Source organism: Campylobacter sp. JH23 (assembly GCF_017846595.1).
In the GTDB taxonomy this organism is placed as follows: Bacteria; Campylobacterota; Campylobacteria; order Campylobacterales; family Campylobacteraceae; genus Campylobacter_D; species Campylobacter_D coli.
In genome coordinates, this window is the sequence record NZ_JAEQBP010000003.1 from 144,570 (window position 1) to 166,023 (window position 21,454).

A 21,454-nucleotide genomic window follows, 5' to 3' on the forward strand; every position below is an offset into this window, starting at 1 on the left:
TATGCAAAATAAAGAAGAAAAATTGCAAAGAAAGGCTGAATATGAATTTAGCATAGGTTTGCGTTTAACACATTGGGTAAGAGCTTTTGCTATAGTGGTTTTGGTTATAACAGGATATTATCTTTCTTATGTTTTTCAAAATCCTATAAGTAATGGTGAGCCAGTTAATTTCATGCAAGCAAAATACAGAATGGTGCATCAAGCCGTCGGCTTTGTTTTGATTGCTTGTGTGATTTTTAAAGTTTATCTTTTCTTTTTTGATAGGATAAGTCGTAAGGAGCGTATCAGCATAGTAGATGCATTTAATCCAAAATTATGGATAGAGCAGATTAAATTTTATCTATTTTTAGGTAAGCATCCACATCTAAAAGGTGTTTATAATCCTTTGCAGTTTGTAACCTATATATTTTTCTATATTGTTATGGTGGGGATTATTTTAACAGGATTGATTCTTTATACTCATACTTACCATGAGGGTTTGGGAGGATTGTTGTATGAAGTGTTAAGACCTTTAGAAGCCGCACTTGGAGGCTTGGCTGATGTTAGAACTTATCATAGAATTTTAATGTGGGTTATTTTAATCTTCGTACCCGTTCATATCTACATGGCATTTTTCAATGCGATCAAAGGTAAAGATGGTGCGATTGATGCTATAGTTAGCGGTTATAAATTTGTTAAAGAAGAGAAAAATTGAAATTTCTTGTCCTTGGTATAGGAAATATTATGTTTGCAGATGAAGGCATAGGCGTTCATCTTTGCAAACTTTTAGAAAAAAATTATAAATTCACTCATTCAAATCACAGCTTAGATTTTGTCGATGGAGGCACCTTGGCCTTGCAACTTAGCTATATTATCGCAGAGTATGATAAGATGATAGTGCTTGATTGTATAGATGCAGATGATTCAAAAATCGGCGATGTATTTTTCTTTCCTTATGATGCAATGCCTAAAAAGATCAATTGGAGTGGTAGTGCGCACGAAGTAGAAATGCTTCAAACCTTACAATATATGGAGTTAATGGGAGATTTGCCTCATACACAAATTTTAGCTTGTGTTCCAAAGCGTATCAAGCCTATGAGTTTTACTCTATCGCAAGAGATTGTTAGCGCGGGTGAAATTATGGAAAAAACTTTGCTTGAGTATTTAACTAAAGAGGGTTTTAGTTATGAAAAAATAGCAAATCATTCTTTGCAGGAATTAGCTGACATTTCTTATAAAAACTGATTTAAACTTTGGTGCGAAAATTGATGGCTTTGTTTAGAGATATAAAGTCAACATTTTCTAAATTTACTCCACTTGGAATACCTTGTGCGATTTTGCTAAATTGTAAATTTAAATCTTTAAGCCTATCTTCTATATAAAAAATCATTGCATCGGAATTTAAATTATGAGTGAAAGCAAAAATGAGTTCTTTGCTTTGTAATTTTAGTATCATTTGTCTTAATTGAGCAAGCTTTTCATCGTTTAATTCATCTAAAACAAAATACAAGCCCCCATAACTTTTACTCTCTTCTATAACCAAAACATCTTTAGGGCTTTGCACTATACATAAGCAATTTTTATCCCTTTCATCATCGGTGCAAATTTCACAAAGTTCGTTTTCGCTTAAAGACCCGCATTGTTGACAGGGTTTTATAAAACGTATAGCATTTTCTATATTGTGTGCGAGCTTCATACCTTCGAGTTGATTTCCTGTGCAAATATGATAAGCAAGGCGAATAGCAGTTTTTTTACCGATAGTGGGTAATTTTGCAAAACTTTCTACAAGTTCGTTAAATTTTTCTATACCCTTATGCGTCATTGTTTGTTTTTACTCCGAAAAAAATTTTAAAACAATGCTTACCTTCTTCGTAAAAATAAATAATATCAAAATTATGCAGTTTGCATACTTCAAAAACGATATAAAGTCCTAAGCCCATACCTTTGACTTTCTGATATGGTTCGCGTGTAAAAGCCTCAAAATAATGCTCTATAGGTTCTCTTAATGGATTGCCAGGATTTTTTATCACAAAACATTCTTTACAGCAATAAAGCTCACAAGTTCCATTGCTAGAATATTTTAAAGCATTATCAATGAGATTTTTTAAAATCAAAGGAAAAATTTCCATATCTACATTAATCAAGGCATCGTGTTTTAAATTGAGCTTGACGACTCTATTAAAATCATCACGCATCAAATAATCTTTAGCTTCATTGAGTATGGTGCTAAAATGCACAGGTTTAAACTGAAGATTGTAGTTTTTTGAAAAAAGATTTTCAATTTTGGCAAATTCATTAATCAACGAATCCATTCTTAAAAAAATATCGATCAATCTTTCTTTCTGCTTTTCTTCTTGCAGCATTTCAGATATAATCCTACCTTTTCCAATAGGCGTTTTAAGCTCATGCATGATGGTGCGTAGAAAAAGTTGTCTTGATTGTATGAGTTCTTGATTTTTCTTAAAAGCTTTTTGAAATTCAAGGGCTATTTTACCTACTTCATCTTCTTGATAATTCTCAAAATCAGCTTTTCCGCCATTAGCCACTTCTGCGACCTGTTTTCTTAATTTTTTAAGTGGTTCAAGGGATTTTAATACTGAAAAATACATAAAAACAACCAAAAAAGAAAAAAAGAAAAAGCCTATCAACAAAAGATTATAAACTCTATTGTTAGTATCTTCTTCAAATAAAGCGCTAAAGTCTTTGCATTGGACATCAAGATAGAGTTTGTTTTGATATTTTAAAGAGGTGAGAGTGCAGGCATTTTCTCCATTTCCTGCGCGAAAAAGGCTTTGTCCTTCTAGTCTTGCGATTTTTACAAAATAATCATTTTGTATAGCAACAAAGCCACTATTGTTAAGATGAGCTCCTATATCCACTCCAGAAGCATTGCCATAAGAATTGATGATATTTTTTATAAAACTTTCTTGTTTAAAACCTTCTTCTTCGCTGTAGGTATTGCTTTCTATTTTTAAAAGCACGATAAATAAAACGCAAACCAAAAAGAAAGTTACAACAAATAAAATAACAAGTTTGGTATAAATAGAATAATTTCTAGTCATCCTATAAGCTTATATCCTATACCTCTAACTGAAAATATATGTTTTGGAGCTTTAGAGCTATCATTTATCTTAGTTCTTAAGCGACCGATGATAACATCAAGGCTTTTAGAATCTTTATCTTTAAGATTTTTACAGCGACTTACAAGCTGTTCTCTAGATACACTATAGCCGTGTTGCTGGATGAGATATTCTAAAATTTCATATTCCGCAGGGGTTAGAGTTAAGACTTTGTTTTGATAAGTGATTTCGTGTTTTCTTTCATCGATTTTAAAAGCTGAATTGATATTTTCATTGTTGGTATTTTCAGCTCTTTTTGTGCGACGAATAAGACTCATGATTCTTGCGTGCATTTCTTTTGGATCGTAAGGTTTTGGTAAATAATCATCCGCGCCAATTTGGAGCCCTACAACCTTATCGCTTAAATCTCCTCTAGCAGATGAAATGATGATAGGAATATTGTATTTTTGTCTGATTTCTCTACAAACTTCAAGGCCATCAATTCCAGGTAAGGTTAAATCTAAAATTAAACAATCATAGCCTTGTATACCTACATTTAAAGCTTCTTTAGGATTTTCAAAATTTGTGATTTTGATATTAAACTGAGTTAAATATTCTGACAATAATTGGGCAAAATCAGGATCATCTTCTATCATCAACACATTAATCATTTTGTTATCCTTTATTATTTATGGTAAGATTTATATATTTACATAATTTTATTTAAATTTTGATAAATTATTGAGTTTATTTTTGCTAAAATTATATTTTTTATTTTTACAAATTTTATAAATATTTTATTATTTAAAGGAAAAATATGGAGTTAAGCTACTATGAAATTTTAGAAATTACTCAGAGTGCTGATAAAGATACCATTAAAAAAGCTTATAGAAAAATGGCTTTAAAATACCACCCTGATAGAAATCAAGGAGATAAAGAAGCCGAAGATAAATTCAAGCTTGTAAATGAAGCTTATGAAGTTTTAAGCAATGAAGAAAAACGCGCTATTTATGATAGATATGGCAAAGATGCTTTAAAAGGCGGTGGCTTTGGATCAGGGGGAGCAGGTTTTGGTGGCTTTGAAGATTTGGGTGATATTTTTTCTAGTATTTTTGGTGGCGGTTTTAGTGGAGCATCGCAACGCCGCAAAAAATCAAGTGATGAAAAATTTCAAGCTGAACTTGTAGTAAATTTAAAACTTAGTTTTAAAGAAGCGGTATTTGGCTGTAAAAAAAATATAGATTTTACTTACAAATCTTCATGTAAAACTTGTAGCGGAACAGGAGCTAAGGATGGAAAACTTCAAACTTGTCCAAAATGTAAGGGCAGGGGACAAGTAGGAATTTCTCAAGGTTTTATCACTTTTGCGCAAACTTGTCCTGATTGTAAGGGGAGTGGAGAAAGTGCAAGTGAGAAATGTAAAGATTGTAAGGGTAGGGGCTATGAAGAGCTTAAGGATAGTGTAGAAGTAAACATCCCTGAAGGTATAGACAATGGGATGAATTTAAGAGTTGCAGCTAAAGGCAATCTTAGCAAAAGTGGCAATAGAGGGGATTTGTATGTAAAGGTTATCGTTGAAGAGGATGATACTTTTATAAGAGATGATGAGGATATTTATATAGAATTTCCGGTATTTTTTACCCAAGCTATATTAGGACAAAGTATAAAGGTGCCTACGATACGAGGGGAAGCGACTTTAAATTTGCCAAAGGGTGCAAAGGATGGGCAAAGATTTGTGCTTGAAAGAGAGGGTGTAAAAGATGTGCATTCTTCTCGCATAGGCAATCAAATCGTGCAAATTGCTATCAAATTTCCAAATTCACTCAATGATGAGCAAAAAGAACTTTTAGAAAAACTCAGCGAAAGTTTTGGGATAAAAGATGGTATGCATCATGAACAAAAAGGATTGTTTGAAAAAATAACTCATTGGTTTAAATCTTAATTTTCTTCAAGCTTTTTAGCTTGGGAAAATTCCTTTGAATTTAAGTTAGAAAGATATTTTATATAAATTTAAGTTTTAAAAATAAGGCATAAAAAAAGGTGGAGTAAAACTCCACCTTGAGCTTAGACTTTAGAGCTTCTTAGAATTTGTAAAGAGCTTGAAGTCTTACAGCATCATGATGAGTGCTATCTGTATCTTTATCAACATTTACATAAGAATAGAATGCTGAGAAGTTAAGTTTTGGAGAGTATTTATAATCTACTCTTGCAACTGCTTCAAGTTTGTCTCCACCAGAACGATTTTCTGTTTTAGTTCCACCGTATACGAAGTCAGCACCTAAACGAACTGTTTCGTTGAAAGTATAACCTGCTTTAACAAATCCGAAGATATTTCTACCAGTGTCACCATTTAGTTTTGAACCATTTGTATAGAAAATTTCCTCACCTGCAAGTAAAGAGCCAAGATTACCTTGATCTTCGATTACAGTTACGGTAGCTTTATCTTTTTTACCGTAGTATAAACCACCAAGAGTTGCATCCCAACCATTTACTTCAATACTACCGTTTAAAGCAAAGAAGTTACCATTTCCATTTCCAAGATCTTTGCGCTCATTATCAAGACTGTTTCCTAAATAAGCACCTTCAAGAGTCCAATTTACCCCATCAAAGATAGTAGTGTTATAAGCTGCATCTAAGGCATAGAAGAAAGCATTGTCAGTCATATAAGCTAACCATAATTGTGGGTTTAATTGACCATTAAATACTTCATAAGAACCGATAGCTGCAGCACCATAAAGATTTTCATTGAAATTTAAAACTCTGCCTAATTCTCCACCTTGCTCATCGCTGTTATAGCTATCTACAGCAAAAGCAGCTAGGGTTAAACCATCAATGCTGTTGTTTACTACTTTAACACCTGTTCCTACTAAACCATCGATTGCATTATCAGTCCAGATAGTGTTGAGTTGTTGTTTACCTAGGATTACACTTGTAGCTACATTTTCATCTGTGTAAGTTAAGTATAATTGGCGAACATTCAATGTTGATGAATTATCTGCTGTATACGCACGAGTTGTAGAATCATTATTTGTTCCATAACCACCATCTTTTGCATTGTAGTCAAGTTGAACGAAAGCTTTGAAGTTGTCTGCTATAGCACCGCTGAAGTTAAGTTGAGCTCTGTATTTGTGATCTTGTTTTCCAGAGATACCGCTACCTTCATTTTGAGCTACACCATTGATATCGCTCCACTCATTGCTTGTTTCGTATCTATATCTTAAAACACCTGATACATCGATATCTTTGATCGCTTCTTCAAGTGGAGTAGCATTCGCCACTGAGAAAGCACCTGCAGCAAGAGCTGCTACTAAACTAAGTTTAACTAGTTTCATGAGAATTCTCCTTGTTTAAAATTAAATAAAACGCTGTAATTGTAGCACATAAATCTATAGTTTTTTCTTAAAAAGCACTTAAAATAATAAAAATTCTAAATTTTTAGAGTGGAAAATATAATAAAAATAGGCCTAGCTTGGTATTTACTAGGCCTATATTAAGGAGTTTTTCTTATGAATGTTTTCGGTTCATTTGGAAGTATAAGTCTTAAAAGTAAATGAGAAGTAATCAAACATAAAAGATGAAAATTTAATTCTCTTATGTTTATATTTATAAAAAATTAATTCGCAATTCCATAAATGAAAATCGCAAAAATGATCAAAGGTATGATGAATTTAATATAATAAAACCAAATTTTAAATCCCATGCTTTTTAATTTACCTTCATTGCTAAGCTCTTTTATGCTTTGCTCTTTGCCAAGAACCCAGCCCACATAAATGCAGCAAAAAAAGGCTGTTAAAACAAATAAAATATTTCCACTGATAAAATCAAAACTATCAAAAATATTTTTCCCTTTGATAAGAGTAATATCTCTCCAAGGTCCATAAGTGAGTATACAAGGAATGTTTCCTAGTATGAAAATCGAACCTAGGGTTAAATTAATAGCTGTTTTTTTAGAAAGTTTGAATTTTTCTTCTAAAACACTGATGATAACTTGGTATATAGGCAAGCTCGTTGTTAATGCTGCGATGAGTAAAAGTATAAAAAATAAAATGCAAATGATAGTCCCAAAGTGGATATGAGAAAATGCAATAGGCAGGGTTTGAAACACTAAAGAAGGTCCTTTATCGGGCTCAAGTCCTGCTGCAAAAAGTGCAGGAAAGATCATAAAGCCTGCTAGTACGGCGATAAGAGTGTTTAAAACTCCTGTATAAATGGCGGTTTTTGCCATGTTTTCATTTTTGCTAAGATGAGATGAAAGGGTGATCATCACGCCAAAACCCAGAGAAAGTGCAAAAAAGACTTGTCCTAGAACATCGATGAGTAGTTTTGGGGATAGAATTTTGTCAAAATCAGGCGTAAGATAAAATTTTACACCATTTATAGCACCTTCAAGGCTTAAGTTGCGTCCTACAACCAGTATAAGACAAATGAAAAGCAAAGGCATGAGGAATTTAACTGATTTTTCTATACCATCTATAATGCCACGCCTTAAAATGATATAATTAATAAGAACAAAAAGTGTAGTAAAAATTCCTACGCCTAAAGGATTGAAAGAAATTTTTTCATTAAAAAAATACTCGGTAAAATCTTTGGTTATGGTATGGGAAAGATTGAAATTCCCTATGATCAACTCAAAAATATAAACAAAAACCCAGCCGCCTAAAACCATATAATAAGCCATGATACCAAAACTACCCAAAAGCCCCATATAGCCTACAAATTTCCATTTGCCCTTAAAAGCGTCGACGCTGTTTGTCATGGATTTTCTACCGATGACATTTTCAGCTAAGATAACAGGAATGCCAATGAGTATCATTGCTACGCAAAATACTAAAACATAAGCACCACCCCCATTTTCTCCTACAAGATAGGGAAAACGCCAAGTCGCACCAAAACCTATGGTTGCTCCTGCGACGGTTAAAATATAAGTAAGAGTGCTACTCCATGTTTGTCTTTGCATGCTTATCCTTTCAAAAAAATTAAATTGTAGCCTAAGAATACTTTAAAAAATTATAAATTTTGCATATAGTCTAAATCATAGGTATTTTTTAAGCGTTTTTGTATAGTTTCGTGCCAATTTTGTGAAATCAGTGTATCGAGTTTGCTTAATTTTTCAAGCAAGCTTGGATTTTGTTTGAGTGCTTGATGGGGGTTGTAAAATAAATGATTGAGTTCTAGGACGCTTAAATTTATAGGATTTTTTTCTATAAGCTCGATTTTAGAATGAGCATGGATTTTTTTACCCTCTAAAACACGATAATACCACCCACTTAATCCTGTTTTAAAAATTTCTTGTGTGAAATTTGGATTTTGATGGACTTTTGAAATTTTAACACAAGGTTTGCGCGGTTCGCTTACTTGCAAAATAGCATTTTCAAATCGGTGTATATCGCCTATACAAACATTTTGTTCGTGTAAATTTTCAAGGGTTAAATTTTCTCCCATCATACCGCATGCAAGTTTTTTTCCAAGAAAATTTTCCCAAAGGGCGTAGTTATGATAAGAATTTGCAAATAAGGCTTTATTTTTTCCGCCGTGATGTTTTGTATCGGCTATGTTATCGTTAAGAATACCTAAAGAATTGATATCTACTTCTTCTAAATAAAGATCTTTTATAAAAGCACAAGCTTTTGAGTTTCATTTTTCTAACTTTTGTAACAAATCATGTGCACTGATAAAACCAGTGATTCTAAGATTTTCTTTGCCTTTTTCAAAAAATATCAAAACCGGTGGGCCAAAAACACCAAATTCTTTCATAATTTCTAAGTCTTTGTCGCTGTTTTGAGTGAGATCAATTTTGATTAAATGAAAATTTTTGAGTTTTTCTTGAATTCTTTCGTCGCTAAAAGTAAGCTCATCTAAGAGTTTGCAATTTTCACACCAAGATGCTGTAAAGTTAAACATGATAGGGCGGGTGCTAGTTTTAATCTCTTTTTGAAGAGTGTCAAGATTGTTGATAAAATTATAATTTAATTTTAAAGAATTTAAGGGCATGTTTTGGTTTAAATTTAAAGGATTTAAGAAATTTTTTGCGCCAAAGATTCCGCCTAAAAATATACTTAAAGAATAAGCCAAAACCAAAATCAATAAGCTTTTTTTAATCTTAGCTACTGCATTAAAAGCTTGTTCAAAAATTCCCATAAATACACTAAAAAATACGCCCAAAATTCCAAAAGCGATCAAAATATATCTTGTTTCAATGATACGAGAAAGTATCCAAATAGCCATAGCTAGCATAACAAAGCCAAAGAAAATTTTTACTTTTTGCATCCAAGCTCCCGCCTTTAAAAAGCCAAGACCTAAACCAATGAAAAGCAAAGGAATTCCCATGCCAAAGCTCATGATAAAAAGGGCACTAGCTCCTAAAAGTGCATCGCCTGTGTTGGCTATGTAGATCAAAGCACCGGTTAAAGGAGCAGCTACACAAGGACCTACGATAAGAGCCGATAAAAAGCCCATGATGGCTATACCTAGCACTCCTTTGCCTTTTTCACTTTTTTTGTGGAGAAAATTTTGAAATTTTAAAGGCAGTTCAAAGCGAAAGCTTTCAAACATTGCCAAAGCAAGCAATACAAAAATTAGCGCAAAAAAGATCAAAACACTAGGTTTTTGCAAAAGTCCTTGAACGCTTGCTCCTAAAAAACTCGCTATAACTCCGGCAATAGCATAGGCTAAAGACATAAAAAATACATAAATAAAAGATAAAAAGAAGCTGTGCTTTTTAGAAAATTTTGTTTCGCTTTTAGCTACGATGAGTGAAGATAATATAGGAATCATCGGCAAAATGCAAGGAGTAAGTGAAAGTAAAAGTCCATAGCCTAAAAAGCTTAGTAAGATCCAAAAAAGATTATCTGTGGCTAAGAAATTTGCAATCATACTTTCTTCGGATTTTGCACTCAAGGTTTTTTGCTTTTCTTTATAAGGGGCTGAAATTTCAAATTTATTATCTTTGTGTTTTAGATCAAAATACCAAGTTTGAGGATTGTAGCATAAGCCTTGTTCGGAGCAGCCTTGGAATTGGAGTTTGATTTGATTGTTTTGATTTTGTGCAAAACGCTCAAGTAGTAGGTTAGGCAAGGCTAGATTTAAATCTTGATAATACACTTTTTCATTGAGTCTTTGGGTGCTAGGTGGGAGATTGATTAAAGAGCTGATATCGTTTTGATTGAGATAGAGTTTAAGTTGATTAGAATAAAGATAAATATCTTTTCCTAATTTGATATCGATTGATACAGCGCTATCATAAGAACTCGATTTTACTTCAAAGGCTTCATTTAAAGATAAAACAGAGGCAAATAAAAAATAACAAGTGAATAAAAGTGTAAAAATAAAACGCATTGTCATCCTAGGCTTAAATGTAAAATTTGTGATTTTAATGTGAATTATAGTTTGTTATGGTAAATTTGCTTTAAATATTTTATAAAGGTTGCTCATGCAAGAAAAAGTTCCAGCAAAGATTCAAGAGGAAACAAAAAAGGATGAAATTTATGTTTCTGTTAAAAAGAAAAAAAGCACTATAGAATATGAAAAAGATTTAAAAAATCTACAAATCGAGCTTTTGAAATTTCAAAATTATGTAAAAGCAAAGGGTTTAAAAGTGCTTATACTTATAGAAGGACGCGATGCAGCAGGCAAGGGCGGTGCGATAAAGCGTTTGATAGAGTATTTAAATCCTAGGGGATGTCGTGTGGTAGCTCTTGAAAAACCTAGCGATGTTGAAAAAACGCAGTGGTATTTTCAACGCTATGTAACGCATTTGCCTTCTGCAGGTGAGATTGTGATCTTTGATAGATCTTGGTATAACCGCGCAGGAGTAGAGCCTGTAATGGGTTTTTGTACTCCACAGCAACATAAAGACTTTTTAAGAGAGGTGCCTTTGTTTGAAAATATGATATCAAATAGCAATTTGATGTTTTTTAAATTTTATTTTTCTGTTTCTAAAGAGGAGCAAAAAAAACGCTTTGAAAAACGCCGCATTGATCCTTTAAAACAATACAAACTTTCTCCTGTGGATCAAAAATCTCAAGAATTATGGGATAAATACACCTTAGCAAAGTATTCCATGCTTTTAGCATCCAATACCCCAACCTGTCCATGGACTATCATTTCTTCAGATGATAAGAAAAAAGCAAGGCTTAATTTATTGCGTTTTATATTGTCAAAAGTGGATTATGCGGATAAAAAAATTGGAGATTTTTCAAAGATTGATCAAGATTTAGTAAGAAGTGGCGAAGAAGAAATTCGTAAAATGGAAGCAAATTTGGAAAAAATAGACAATAAAAAAGCAGATGAAAAAATAAAGGATTTGGACTAAAACTATGTTAGAACGCGTTAAAAATTTAAGTGATAAATACTATGAAAAAATTGTCAATTTAAGACATCAAATTCACATGCACCCTGAACTTGAATTTGAAGAGGAAAATACAGCAAGATTGGTATGTGAAATTTTAGATGAATATGGCATTAAGTATGAGAAAAATATAGCTAAAACAGGAATTTTAGCAAGCATAGAAGGAAGAAAACCAAGCACTAAAAAAGCTCAATGCGTGCTTTTAAGAGCGGATATGGATGCTTTGCCTGTGCAAGAGCAAACAAATCTTAGTTATGCTTCAAAAATCAATGGAAAAATGCATGCATGTGGTCACGATGGACACACAGCAGGGCTTTTAGGAGCGGTTTTGATCTTAAATGAATTAAGAGATGAATTTAGTGGAACGATTAAATTTATGTTTCAGCCTGCTGAAGAAGGAAGCGGGGGTGCTAAGCCTATGATAGAAGCAGGCATACTTGAAAATCCTCATGTGGATGCAGTTTTTGGATGCCATTTGTGGGGGCCTTTGCTTGAAAATACTGCTCAAATTGTAAGCGGTGAGATGATGGCAGGGGTTGATGTTTTTGATCTTGAATTTATAGGGAAAGGCGGACACGGAGCGCACCCTCATACGACTATCGATCCTATAGTAATGGCAAGCAAATTTGTCAGTGATGTACAATGTATCATTTCAAGGCGTTTAAGACCTGTGGATGCAGGGGTTATCACCATAGGGAAATTTCATGCGGGGACAACCTTTAATGTGATCCCACAAAATGCTATCTTGCAAGGAACGGTGCGTTTTTTAAGTGATGAAAATCAAAAACTTTTACAAAGTTCTATAGAAAATACAGCTAGAGCTGTTGCTTTAGAATTTGGGGGTGATTTTAAGCTTGATTATAAAAGAGAATATCCTCCTTTAATCAATGATGAAAATGCTGCAAAAATAGCTAGAAAAGCTTTTGGCAAGGTATTGGGCGAGCAAAATATCATTAGCGTAGCTAAGCCTGATATGGGAGCTGAGGATTTTGCTTTTTTAACGCGTGAAAGAATGGGTGCTTATGTTTTTGTGGGTATTTCAAAGGATTTGAAAAATCCTACCTTACACCATAGCTCTACTTTTTGCTGGGAAGATGAAAATTTAAAAGTCTTAATGCAAGGCGATAGTATGATGGCTTTAGAATTTTTAAATTCTTAAAAATATGAATTTAAAAATTCACAAAAAATTCACTTTGTATAGATACAATTGCGAGATTTATTTTTTAATTTAAGGTTTAGAATGAAAAATAGGGTCGTTTTGATTGTGGTGATTTTAGCACTTTTTGGAGTGGGCGCTTATTTTATATTTTTTAATGATAATGAAAAAATCACCTATCTTACCCAAAAGGTTAAAAAAATAGATATTTCTCAAACTATAGAAGCAGTGGGGAAGGTTTATGCTAAAGATCAAGTTGATGTGGGTGCTCAAGTAAGCGGGCAAATCATTAAGCTTTATGTGGATGTGGGTTCGCATGTAAAACAGGGTGATTTGATCGCGCAAATTGATAAAGATAAACAGCAAAATGATTTAGATATCACAAAGGCGCAGCTTGAAAGTGCTAAGGCTAATCTAGAAAGTAAAAAAGTCGCCCTTGAAATCGCAAGTAAACAATACCAAAGAGAACAAAAGCTTTATGCTGCTAAGGCAAGTTCTCTTGAAAATTTAGAAACTCAAAAAAATAATTTTTACACTTTAAAGGCAAATGTTGCAGAACTTAACGCTCAAGTAGTTCAGCTTGAAATTACTCTTAAAAACGCTCAAAAAGATTTAGGATACACAACCATCACTGCGCCTATGGATGGAGTTGTGATCAATGTGGCAGTTGATGAGGGGCAAACTGTCAATGCAAATCAAAATACCCCAACCATAGTCCGCATAGCTAATTTAGATCAAATGGAAGTAAGAATGGAGATAGCCGAAGCGGATGTTGGTAAGATAAAAATCGGCACGGAGCTTGATTTTTCTTTGCTTAGTGATCCTCAAAAAACCTATCAGGCAAGTATAGCAAGTATAGATCCTGCAGATACTCAAATCAGTGATTCAAGTACGAGTTCTGGCTCTTCAAGTTCTAGCTCTTCAAGTTCAAGTTCTAATAATGCGATATATTATTATGCTAAATTTTATGTGGCAAATAAAGACGATTTTTTGCGTATTGGTATGAGTATACAAAATGAAATTGTTGTTGCAAGTGCTAAAGATGTTATTGCTGTGCCTACTTATGCAATCAAAAATGACGCAAAAGGGTATTATGTTGAAATTTTGCAAGATCAAAAAGCAGTAAAAAAATATGTTAAATTAGGCATTAAAGATTCTGTAAATACTCAAATTTTAGAGGGTTTAAGCGAGGGTGAATTACTAGTAGTAAGTTCAAGTGGTGATAATGCTGCTCCTAAGTTAAGATTGAGATTTTGATGATTTTCTTAAACAATATTTGTAAAAATATAGGCGAGAATGCCATTTTAAAAAATGTAAGTTTAAGTATAGAAAAGGGTGAATTTGTCGCTATCATCGGACAAAGTGGGAGCGGAAAAACTTCACTTTTAAATATCATAGGCACTTTAGATGAGCCAAGTAGTGGGAGTTATATTTTTGATGATTATGAAGTAACCCAGCTTAATAGCGATGAAAAAGCGAGATTAAGACGCGAAAAAATAGGCTTTATTTTTCAACGCTACAATCTTTTAAATCTTCTAAGTGCAAATGATAATGTCGCATTACCTGCTGTTTATGCGGGTAAAAAAGTACAAGAAAGAAATTTTAGAGCCCAAGAACTTTTAGGCAATTTAGAGCTTGAGCATAAGATAGAATCAAAGCCCAATGAGCTAAGTGGAGGACAGCAACAGCGTGTTTCTATAGCTAGAGCTTTGATGAATGGAGGAGAGCTTATTTTAGCTGATGAGCCAACAGGGGCTTTAGATAGTAAAAGCGGTATTATGGTGCTTGAAATTTTAAAAAAATTAAATACACAAGGGCATACCATAGTGCTTGTAACACACGATCCAAAAATCGCAGCACAAGCTAAAAGAGTGATAGAAATCAAAGACGGCGAGATTTTAAGCGATAGCAAAAAAGATAAGATTGTTTATCAAGGACAGGTTAAAAGTATGCCAAAAGAGAAAAAAACTCTTACCTTGCTTAAAAATCAAGCCTTTGAATGTTTAAAAATAGCTTATTCTTCCATACTTGCACACAAACTTCGTTCCATTTTAACCATGTTAGGGATTATTATAGGTATAGCTTCGGTTGTGTGCGTAGTAGCTTTAGGGCTTGGCTCTCAAGCTAAGGTTTTAGAATCCATCGCAAGACTTGGGACTAATACCATTGAAATTCGTCCTGGTAAGGGATTTGGGGATTTGCGTTCGGGTAAGACAAGGCTTAATTTTAGTGATTTAGAAACGCTTAGAAGTTTAGATTATTTAGAAGCAGTAGATGCACACTCTAATACTTCAGGCGTGGCAACTTACACGAATATTTCTTTAAGCGCTAGAGCTGAAGGAGTGGGAGTAAATAATTTTGCTATAGAGGGTTTAAAACTTCAAGTGGGTAGAATTTTAAATAATGAAGATATAGAAACTAATGCTAATGTAGCGGTGCTTGATTTTAATGCTAAGAAAAATCTTTTCCCTCGCCAAAAGAGTGAAGATGTTTTAGGGCGTGTGGTGATTTTTAATTCTCAACCCTTTAAAATCATAGGAGTTTTACAAAAAGATACAGAAAAGCCTATAGAAGATAATGTAGTGCGCCTTTATATGCCTTATACTACGCTGATGAATAAGCTTACAGGCGATAGAAATTTGCGTGAAATTATAGTAAAAGTAAAGGATGATGTGAGTTCTACTTTGGCTGAAAATGCTGTCATTAGAATTCTAGAAATCAAACGCGGACAAAGGGATTTTTTCACTTTTAATTCTGATACCTTTAAGCAAGCTATCACAGCAAATAAACGCACGACTACCATACTTACGGCTTCGGTGGCGGTGATTGCTTTGATTGTTGGGGGTATAGGCGTGATGAATATCATGCTTGTTTCGGTGAGTGAAAGAACAAGAGAAATAGGAATTCGTATGGCAATAGGCGCTAGAAGAGAGGATATCATGATGCAGTTTTTAATCGAAGCGGTGATGATATGTTCTATGGGTGCGATTTTAGGAGTTTTGCTTTCTGTTTTTGTGATTTTTGGTTTTAATACTCTAAGCACTGATTTTCCTATGATTTTAAATGCGTATTCTGTGCTTTTGGGTTTATTAAGTTCTGTTTTAATTGGGGTTATTTTTGGATTTTTCCCTGCAAGAAATGCAGCCAATTTAAATCCTATTAGCGCCTTATCAAAGGAATAAAATGAAAAATTTATTGAGTATTTTACTGGCATTTTTTTTAAGCGCCTGTGGTGTAAAACTTAGCTTGCCTAAAGAGCCTACAATGAGCGAAGAGAGCTTTAAAGACTTAAATATCACTTATGATTGGTATAAGGCTTATGATAATGCTAAATTGAATGAATTTTTAAATTTTGTTTTGTTAAATAATAGCGATATAAATATAGCTAGAAGCACTTTGCTGACAGCTTTAGCAAGGGCTGATTTGATAGATTATGATTTTTATCCGACTTTAAGTGCAAATTTGGGGCTTAGTGGAGAAAAGAATTTAAATTCTGGAGTCCAAAGTAAGAAATTTAGCAATAGTCTTAATTTAAGCTATGAGCTTGACATTTATGGAAGGATAAGGGATAGCTCAAGTGCGAGTGATTTTAGTGCAAAGGCTAGTGCTTATGATCTTGAAAATTTGAAAATCAGTATGATTAATACGGCTTTAAATGGTATTTTTGAACTTGCTTATTTTAATGATGTGGATAATTTACTTAAAGAGTATCTAGCTAATTTAGAACAAATGAGAGAGCTTTATGCTTATAAATTTGAGCTTGGAAAAATCGAAGAACTTGATTTGCTTAATATAGAGCAAAATTTATTAAAGGCAAGGCAAGATTTATTACGCAATGAGCAAAATCGCAATTTACTTATAAAAAATTTACAAGATTTGATAGGAAAGCAAGAGGGCTTTGCGTATATTGATTATTTTAAAGCTTTAACTCTTTCTGATTTTAAGAATTTAAATCCTAATTTTAATATTCCTTTAGAAGCTCTTGTGTATCGTCCTGATGTGCGTTCTAAGCTCAATACCCTTAAATCCGCTTTTAAAGACTATACTTCGGTGCAAAAATCAATCTTTCCAAGCATTTCTTTAGGCGGGGCTTTAAATGGCAGCGATAAGCAATTTGATGATAGTTTTAAATTTGAAGTTTTGAGTGGCAATATAAAAATTTCCTTACCTTTCTTAGACTATGGCAGAGTAAAGCAAAATATCAAAATTTCGCAGTTTGATTATGAGAGTGCGCTTGTTAATTACGAGCAGAGTTTACAAAGTGCTATGAATGAATTTGCCTTAAATTATAAAGACTATCAAAGCAATACTATGCTACTTCAAATTTTAAAAGATACTAGCTTTAAGCAAGAGTTGATCACTCAAGCTTATTGGGAAAAATATAATTTGGGTAAAAGTGAATTAAAAGATTATTTAGATGCTTCTAATACTTTAAATTCCGCTAAGCAAAGTTTGCTAGGAGCTAGGTTTAATCTTCTTAAAACCATCAATTCTTATTATCAAATCACAGCTTTAAGCTATGATGAAAGAAATTTGGAAATGCCTTAATTTGTATCGCTTTATCTGCTAAAATATCAAGTAGATAAGGCTTTTTTAATTATATTGATAAAATTAAAAATCAATAATGCACATATTTTTTTAAATCATCAAGCAATTTTTTAGCCATTAATTCATAGCCTTTAATGGTTAAATGTACATCTTGCAAAGAGAGTTTTTGCTCTATCCATTTATTTTTTCCACCGCTATCTTGCATGAATTGGTGCATATCAAAAAGAAGGGTTTTTTCTTCTTTGGCTACCTCATAAAGTGCTTGCCTTATAGCAAAAAAATCAGGAGCCAGGGTGTATTTTTTACCTTGTTTTTTTACTACAGTAGGAGGAGAAACAAGCATGATAAGGGCGTTTTTATTGTAAGTTTTGAGTGTGTGAATCCAATCTTTTAAATTCTTTTTAAATTTGTTTTTTTCAAAACCTTTAAAAAGTGCGTCATTAGAACCATAAGCAAGTAAGATTAAATCATTAGATAGGAGTTTTAATTCTTGCTCGCTTACTTTTTTATTCCACGACATCCAAAGATCGCTTTTTGCCCCATTGATCGCTATGGTATCTAAATAAGCATTATCCTCTTTGCTGGTGATAAAATATCCTCCTAATTGAGCGTTTTTTTGTAAGGCAGAAATTTGCAAAGGAAAAACAAGTTCGTATTCTTTATATGACCATTTATTGGCTACTGATCTTAGCTCATAGCTTTTGTTTTGAGCGTCTTTAATGCTAAAGGCATTGGTGTTATTTGGAGCTTTAAAGACAAAACCTACTTTAAATTTTTTCTTGTCTAAATTAGTATCAAGGGTGATTTTTGCACCCTTTTCTTTAGCCTTAGCTATTATCCCACCTAAAGGAAAATCAATACCTGCGGTGTCTGTATTTCTTGAATTTAAAATTTCATAATCTTTATAAGAATAATCAAGATTTAAATTTTGTTGATATTTGGGTTGCAAAGGGTAGGCAAAGCCTATGGAATTTGATTTTATCAAATATCCTCTAATAACACGCGGAAAAAAATCTGCTGCCGTGTGAGAATCTCCATAAATTCTAATACCTATGTTTTTATGCTCTTTAAGTTTTTGCTCCAAAAGCTTTAAGTCTTTTTTGGAAGCATAATTGCTTAAAGCACTTTTGTTTTTGGTTTGGCTTAGAATTTCATCTATGGTATGGTTTGTGTTATTTGCGTATAAATTGATTGAAAATATAAGAATTAATAATATAGCTTTAAATTGCTTAATTTGCATTTTCTTCCTTGATTGTTATATGTTGAAGCAAGAGTTTTGACATCTCTTTTGCTCCGTTTGAGGTAAAATGAATTCCATCGTCTGTTCTCATTTTTATACTTTTGTTGTTTTCATTTTTAATATAGGTTGAAAATTCATCATTAACGCTAAAAAATAGTTTTGTATTGATAAAAATTTGTTTATTTTTGAGAATTTCTTCGCTATAAATTTTGTTTAGAATTTGTATTTTTTCATTGAGTTCATTTTTTTTAACAGGAGGAATTTCAAACCAAAGAATTTTTGCATGATGTTGTTTAGCTATATTGATGATTTCATTTACTCTATAGGTGTAGATGTCAATCCAGCTATCTGAACCAAAGCGGTGATAAACTCCACCTTTTTTGATATCCCAAGGATCATTTGCCCCTAGTAAGACAACTAGATATTTAATGTTGGGATTTTTTGCAAAAGCTTCTTTGGTTGCTTTTGCCCAATCAAAATAAGATTTGTAAGAAAGTCCTGTATTTTGCTTGCTAAGATCATTAGCTTTTAAACCTAGATCAATTAAATCACGATTGAGTGCAATTGCAACGCCTTGCATTAAAGAATCGCCTATAAATAAAAATTCATCACCTTTATGAACTTCTAATTTGGTATTGTCAATAAAACTGACATTTTCGTCTTCTGTTTGCTGTATATCTTCAATAGTGGTGTTTTTATCGATAAAATCATTACTTGCATTAAGCTCATCCATATCTTCTTGAACCATGATATTTTCTTCTATATTTTGAGGTAGAGGCTCATTACTTAGTATTGCACGGATTTGTTCTAGTTTATTTTTAAAACCATTGGCCTCTTGCAAAATATCGTTTTTAGGATAAAATGTAAAGTGATATTTTTGCTCGATATAAGAAAAAATGCTTTGATTCATCACAAGGCAAACCAGTACAAAAACTATAATCAAAATAAAGAAGAATTTAATCATTTTCATTTAAAAACTCGAATAAATAAAATCAGGAATGCCATTTGGCATAAAAGCAAACACTAAAAGCAAGATAAAAGTGATTACAAACGGCTTGAGTAAAAACGGCGTAAGATTTAAAATCCTTACGCAATATTCTCTAAAATTAACAAATAAAGGATAAATCATAAAAAGCACAGCAAAGCTTGCAAGCATATAAATATCGTTATAGCTAGGAATTTGGAAGAAATTATTATAACAAGCTTTGAAGTATTCTAAGGCATCTTCTAAATTTTTATTATAATAAAAGAAAATCCAAGTAAAACATACAAATTGAAAGGTTAAAAATCTTCCTAAAGCTGGAATTTTTTGAAGGCTGAATTTGCTTAAAGCAAGTAAATGGATAAATACAATACCCAAGCCATGCAATAAACCCCAAACCCCAAAAGCCAAAGTACTTCCATGCCATAAGCCCGAAAGAATAAAAGCGATGAGTATATTAGCTACAGTGCGAGGCATTCCTTTTCTGTTGCCTCCTAAAGGAATATAGATATAATCTCTTATGAAAGTTGAAAGGCTGATGTGCCATCTAGCCCAAAATTCTTTAAGATTTTTAGCTAGATAAGGCATATTAAAATTCGGTGGCAAGGTAAAACCTAACATTAAAGCAAAAGCACAAACTAGATCTACATATCCACTAAAATCGCAATATATTTGCACCGCATAAGCGTAAATTGCACTTAGAAGTTGTATAAAATTATAAGATTGTGGAAAATCTAAAATATTTTTGGCATAAATTCCTAAGTAATTAGCAATAAGAACTTTTTTCACTATACCAAAAATAAGCAAAATGATGATCAAATTTGTATGTTTAAATTCGCGTTTTTGATAAGCTTGTTCGAAAAAAAACGCACTACGCATAATCGGCCCTGCAAGTAGGGTAGGGAAAAATGATAAAAAGGTTGCTAAATTTAAAAAGCTTTCTAAATGATGTTTTTTGTATACATCTACAAGGTAAGTAATAGAAGCAAAGGTGTAAAAACTAATGCCTATAGGCAAGATAAGTTCGATATTTAAAAAATCAAGCCCCAAAAAGCTTAGCACTTGATCAAGACTTCCTTTGATATTTGGAAAATATTTGAAAAAACATAAATTTAATATTATAAAAGTTATACAAGTAGCAAAAATATATCGTTTTCGACGCACAAAGATAAGCAAGGCAAAAAAATGTATAAAAAAAGTGTAAATAAATAAAATTAAAGCAAAATAAGGATTAATCAGTATATAAATAAGATATGAAAAAGCCAAGATTAAAATATTTTGTATTTTATAATTATCTTTAAATGCCCAATATATGGCAAAAAATACAATCATTAAAATACTAAATTCTAAAGAAAAATAAGTCATACGCTACCTAAGATGAAATTATAATTTTGCCTTTTTCAAGGCAAAAATATTATTTTTTAGACAAAGCTAAATTTTTGATATATTGATCAGCTAGATATAAGCCGTTTCCATTGTCACTGATGAGTTTGATTTTATCTACTATACCACGGAAAAGTGCTTCTTCTTCGTGCTGTTCGCTTACATACCATTGAAGAAAATTAAAAGTAGAATAATCTTTATTGGCTAGCATGTGCTCTACAAGATCGTTGATTGATTTTGTAATGCTTTGTTCATGCTCGTAAGTTTTTTCAAAAACATCAAGTAAAGATTTGAAATTTTGTTCAGGTTGCTTCACTTCTTTAAGCTCTACATGTGAATCTGTTTCATTAAGATAAGTTATAAGTTTTCTTGCGTGTTCGCTTTCTTCGCTTGCGTGTTGAAAAAGAAAGAGCCCAGCTCCATCAAGACTATTTTCATAGCACCAAGAACTCATACTTAGATATAAATTAGCTGCATACATTTCTTTGTTGATTTGCTCGTTTAATAAATCAACTACTTTTTTTGAAAGCATTCTATCTCCTTATTTTTATTTTTAGAATGTTTTTAAAATGATATATTGATTTTTTTAAAACAAGCTAAATTTTTAAAGGATTGAAGTTAAAATATATAAAATAAAAATAAAATGTTTCTAAATGAAATTAAGCTTTATATTTTATTACAAGTATAGATTTTATTTTAAGGCTGAAAATCTGCAAAGATTTTTAGGTGGGCGTGCCTTTAGAGGTTTCAAAAGGACTAA

The 21,454-nt window shown here is 32.4% G+C and carries 18 protein-coding genes and 1 pseudogene; 8 read left to right on the top strand and 11 right to left on the bottom strand.

The genetic code is table 11. The annotated features are described in order from the left end of the window. Position 1 precedes the first annotated feature (1 nt). Together cybH and KAR88_RS03765 are read left to right on the top strand one after the other, a co-directional pair. The gene (gene cybH, locus KAR88_RS03760) at positions 2-694 is read left to right on the top strand and encodes a Ni/Fe-hydrogenase, b-type cytochrome subunit (RefSeq protein WP_002787327.1); all 693 of its coding nucleotides are present in this window, start codon (positions 2-4) and stop codon (positions 692-694) included. Next, a complete protein-coding gene (locus tag KAR88_RS03765) occupies positions 691-1,224 on the top strand; it encodes a HyaD/HybD family hydrogenase maturation endopeptidase (protein ID WP_002780939.1) in 534 nt (177 codons plus the stop codon). The genes cybH and KAR88_RS03765 overlap by 4 nt, the downstream gene beginning before the upstream one ends. Position 1,225: 1 nt before the next feature. Here the strand turns inward: KAR88_RS03765 and recR are convergent, their stop codons facing one another. From recR to KAR88_RS03780, 3 genes are read right to left on the bottom strand one after another with little or no spacing between them, the layout of a single operon-like run. Beyond that, positions 1,226-1,801, bottom strand: coding sequence for a recombination mediator RecR (recR, locus tag KAR88_RS03770; protein ID WP_002776257.1), 576 nt, complete (start codon positions 1,799-1,801; stop codon positions 1,226-1,228). After that, positions 1,791-3,041, bottom strand: a complete 1,251-nt coding sequence (locus KAR88_RS03775) for an ArsS family sensor histidine kinase (protein ID WP_002776258.1) — start codon at positions 3,039-3,041, stop codon at positions 1,791-1,793. Before KAR88_RS03775 ends, recR begins: the two co-directional genes overlap by 11 nt. Further along, a complete protein-coding gene (locus tag KAR88_RS03780; RefSeq protein WP_002776259.1) occupies positions 3,038-3,709 on the bottom strand; it encodes a response regulator transcription factor in 672 nt (223 codons plus the stop codon). Before KAR88_RS03780 ends, KAR88_RS03775 begins: the two co-directional genes overlap by 4 nt. A gap of 146 nt (positions 3,710-3,855) precedes the next feature. Here KAR88_RS03780 and dnaJ point away from each other — a divergent pair, with 146 nt between their 5' ends. Next, the gene (dnaJ, locus tag KAR88_RS03785; RefSeq protein WP_057030687.1) at positions 3,856-4,980 is read left to right on the top strand and encodes a molecular chaperone DnaJ; all 1,125 of its coding nucleotides are present in this window, start codon (positions 3,856-3,858) and stop codon (positions 4,978-4,980) included. A 139-nt stretch (positions 4,981-5,119) separates the two neighbouring features. Here the strand turns inward: dnaJ and KAR88_RS03790 are convergent, their stop codons facing one another. From KAR88_RS03790 to KAR88_RS03805, 4 genes and pseudogenes are all read right to left on the bottom strand, one after another. Next, positions 5,120-6,370: a major outer membrane protein gene (locus tag KAR88_RS03790; RefSeq protein ID WP_192801262.1), complete on the bottom strand. Its 1,251-nt coding sequence runs from the start codon at positions 6,368-6,370 to the stop codon at positions 5,120-5,122. Positions 6,371-6,651: 281 nt separating this feature from the next. After that, the gene (locus KAR88_RS03795; protein WP_002790053.1) at positions 6,652-7,995 is read right to left on the bottom strand and encodes a sodium-dependent transporter; all 1,344 of its coding nucleotides are present in this window, start codon (positions 7,993-7,995) and stop codon (positions 6,652-6,654) included. Between the two features lie 50 nt (positions 7,996-8,045). Beyond that, positions 8,046-8,657 (bottom strand): annotated as a pseudogene (locus KAR88_RS03800) (MOSC domain-containing protein); the annotation flags it as partial. Positions 8,658-8,672: 15 nt separating this feature from the next. Then, a complete protein-coding gene (locus tag KAR88_RS03805) occupies positions 8,673-10,373 on the bottom strand; it encodes a protein-disulfide reductase DsbD (protein ID WP_060785225.1) in 1,701 nt (566 codons plus the stop codon). Between the two features lie 94 nt (positions 10,374-10,467). On the opposite strand from KAR88_RS03805, the gene ppk2 reads away from it, so the two are divergent. From ppk2 to KAR88_RS03830, 5 genes are all read left to right on the top strand, one after another. After that, positions 10,468-11,349 carry a polyphosphate kinase 2 gene (gene ppk2 / locus KAR88_RS03810; protein WP_002776266.1) on the top strand — a complete coding sequence of 294 codons (882 nt, stop codon included), beginning with the start codon at positions 10,468-10,470 and terminating at the stop codon, positions 11,347-11,349. A 4-nt stretch (positions 11,350-11,353) separates the two neighbouring features. After that, complete coding sequence (locus KAR88_RS03815) at positions 11,354-12,544, top strand: M20 family metallopeptidase (RefSeq protein WP_057992405.1); 1,191 nt, start codon at positions 11,354-11,356, stop codon at positions 12,542-12,544. An 81-nt stretch (positions 12,545-12,625) separates the two neighbouring features. Beyond that, positions 12,626-13,798, top strand: coding sequence for an efflux RND transporter periplasmic adaptor subunit (locus KAR88_RS03820; RefSeq protein ID WP_002787335.1), 1,173 nt, complete (start codon positions 12,626-12,628; stop codon positions 13,796-13,798). Further along, complete coding sequence (locus KAR88_RS03825; protein ID WP_002787343.1) at positions 13,798-15,723, top strand: ABC transporter permease; 1,926 nt, start codon at positions 13,798-13,800, stop codon at positions 15,721-15,723. The genes KAR88_RS03820 and KAR88_RS03825 overlap by 1 nt, the downstream gene beginning before the upstream one ends. 1 nt (position 15,724) lies before the next feature. Beyond that, positions 15,725-17,089: a TolC family protein gene (locus KAR88_RS03830; protein ID WP_002787345.1), complete on the top strand. Its 1,365-nt coding sequence runs from the start codon at positions 15,725-15,727 to the stop codon at positions 17,087-17,089. A 70-nt stretch (positions 17,090-17,159) separates the two neighbouring features. Here the strand turns inward: KAR88_RS03830 and KAR88_RS03835 are convergent, their stop codons facing one another. Genes KAR88_RS03835 through KAR88_RS03850 form a run of 4 tightly spaced genes read right to left on the bottom strand, consistent with a single transcriptional unit; the run spans position 17,160 to position 21,226 of the window. Further along, positions 17,160-18,329, bottom strand: a complete 1,170-nt coding sequence (locus KAR88_RS03835) for a GDSL-type esterase/lipase family protein (RefSeq protein WP_002787347.1) — start codon at positions 18,327-18,329, stop codon at positions 17,160-17,162. Then, positions 18,319-19,299 carry a GDSL-type esterase/lipase family protein gene (locus KAR88_RS03840; protein WP_002787349.1) on the bottom strand — a complete coding sequence of 327 codons (981 nt, stop codon included), beginning with the start codon at positions 19,297-19,299 and terminating at the stop codon, positions 18,319-18,321. Before KAR88_RS03840 ends, KAR88_RS03835 begins: the two co-directional genes overlap by 11 nt. After that, positions 19,300-20,676: an MBOAT family O-acyltransferase gene (locus KAR88_RS03845; protein ID WP_060785224.1), complete on the bottom strand. Its 1,377-nt coding sequence runs from the start codon at positions 20,674-20,676 to the stop codon at positions 19,300-19,302. A 49-nt stretch (positions 20,677-20,725) separates the two neighbouring features. Next, the gene (locus tag KAR88_RS03850; protein WP_002786063.1) at positions 20,726-21,226 is read right to left on the bottom strand and encodes a ferritin; all 501 of its coding nucleotides are present in this window, start codon (positions 21,224-21,226) and stop codon (positions 20,726-20,728) included. Positions 21,227-21,454 lie beyond the last annotated feature (228 nt).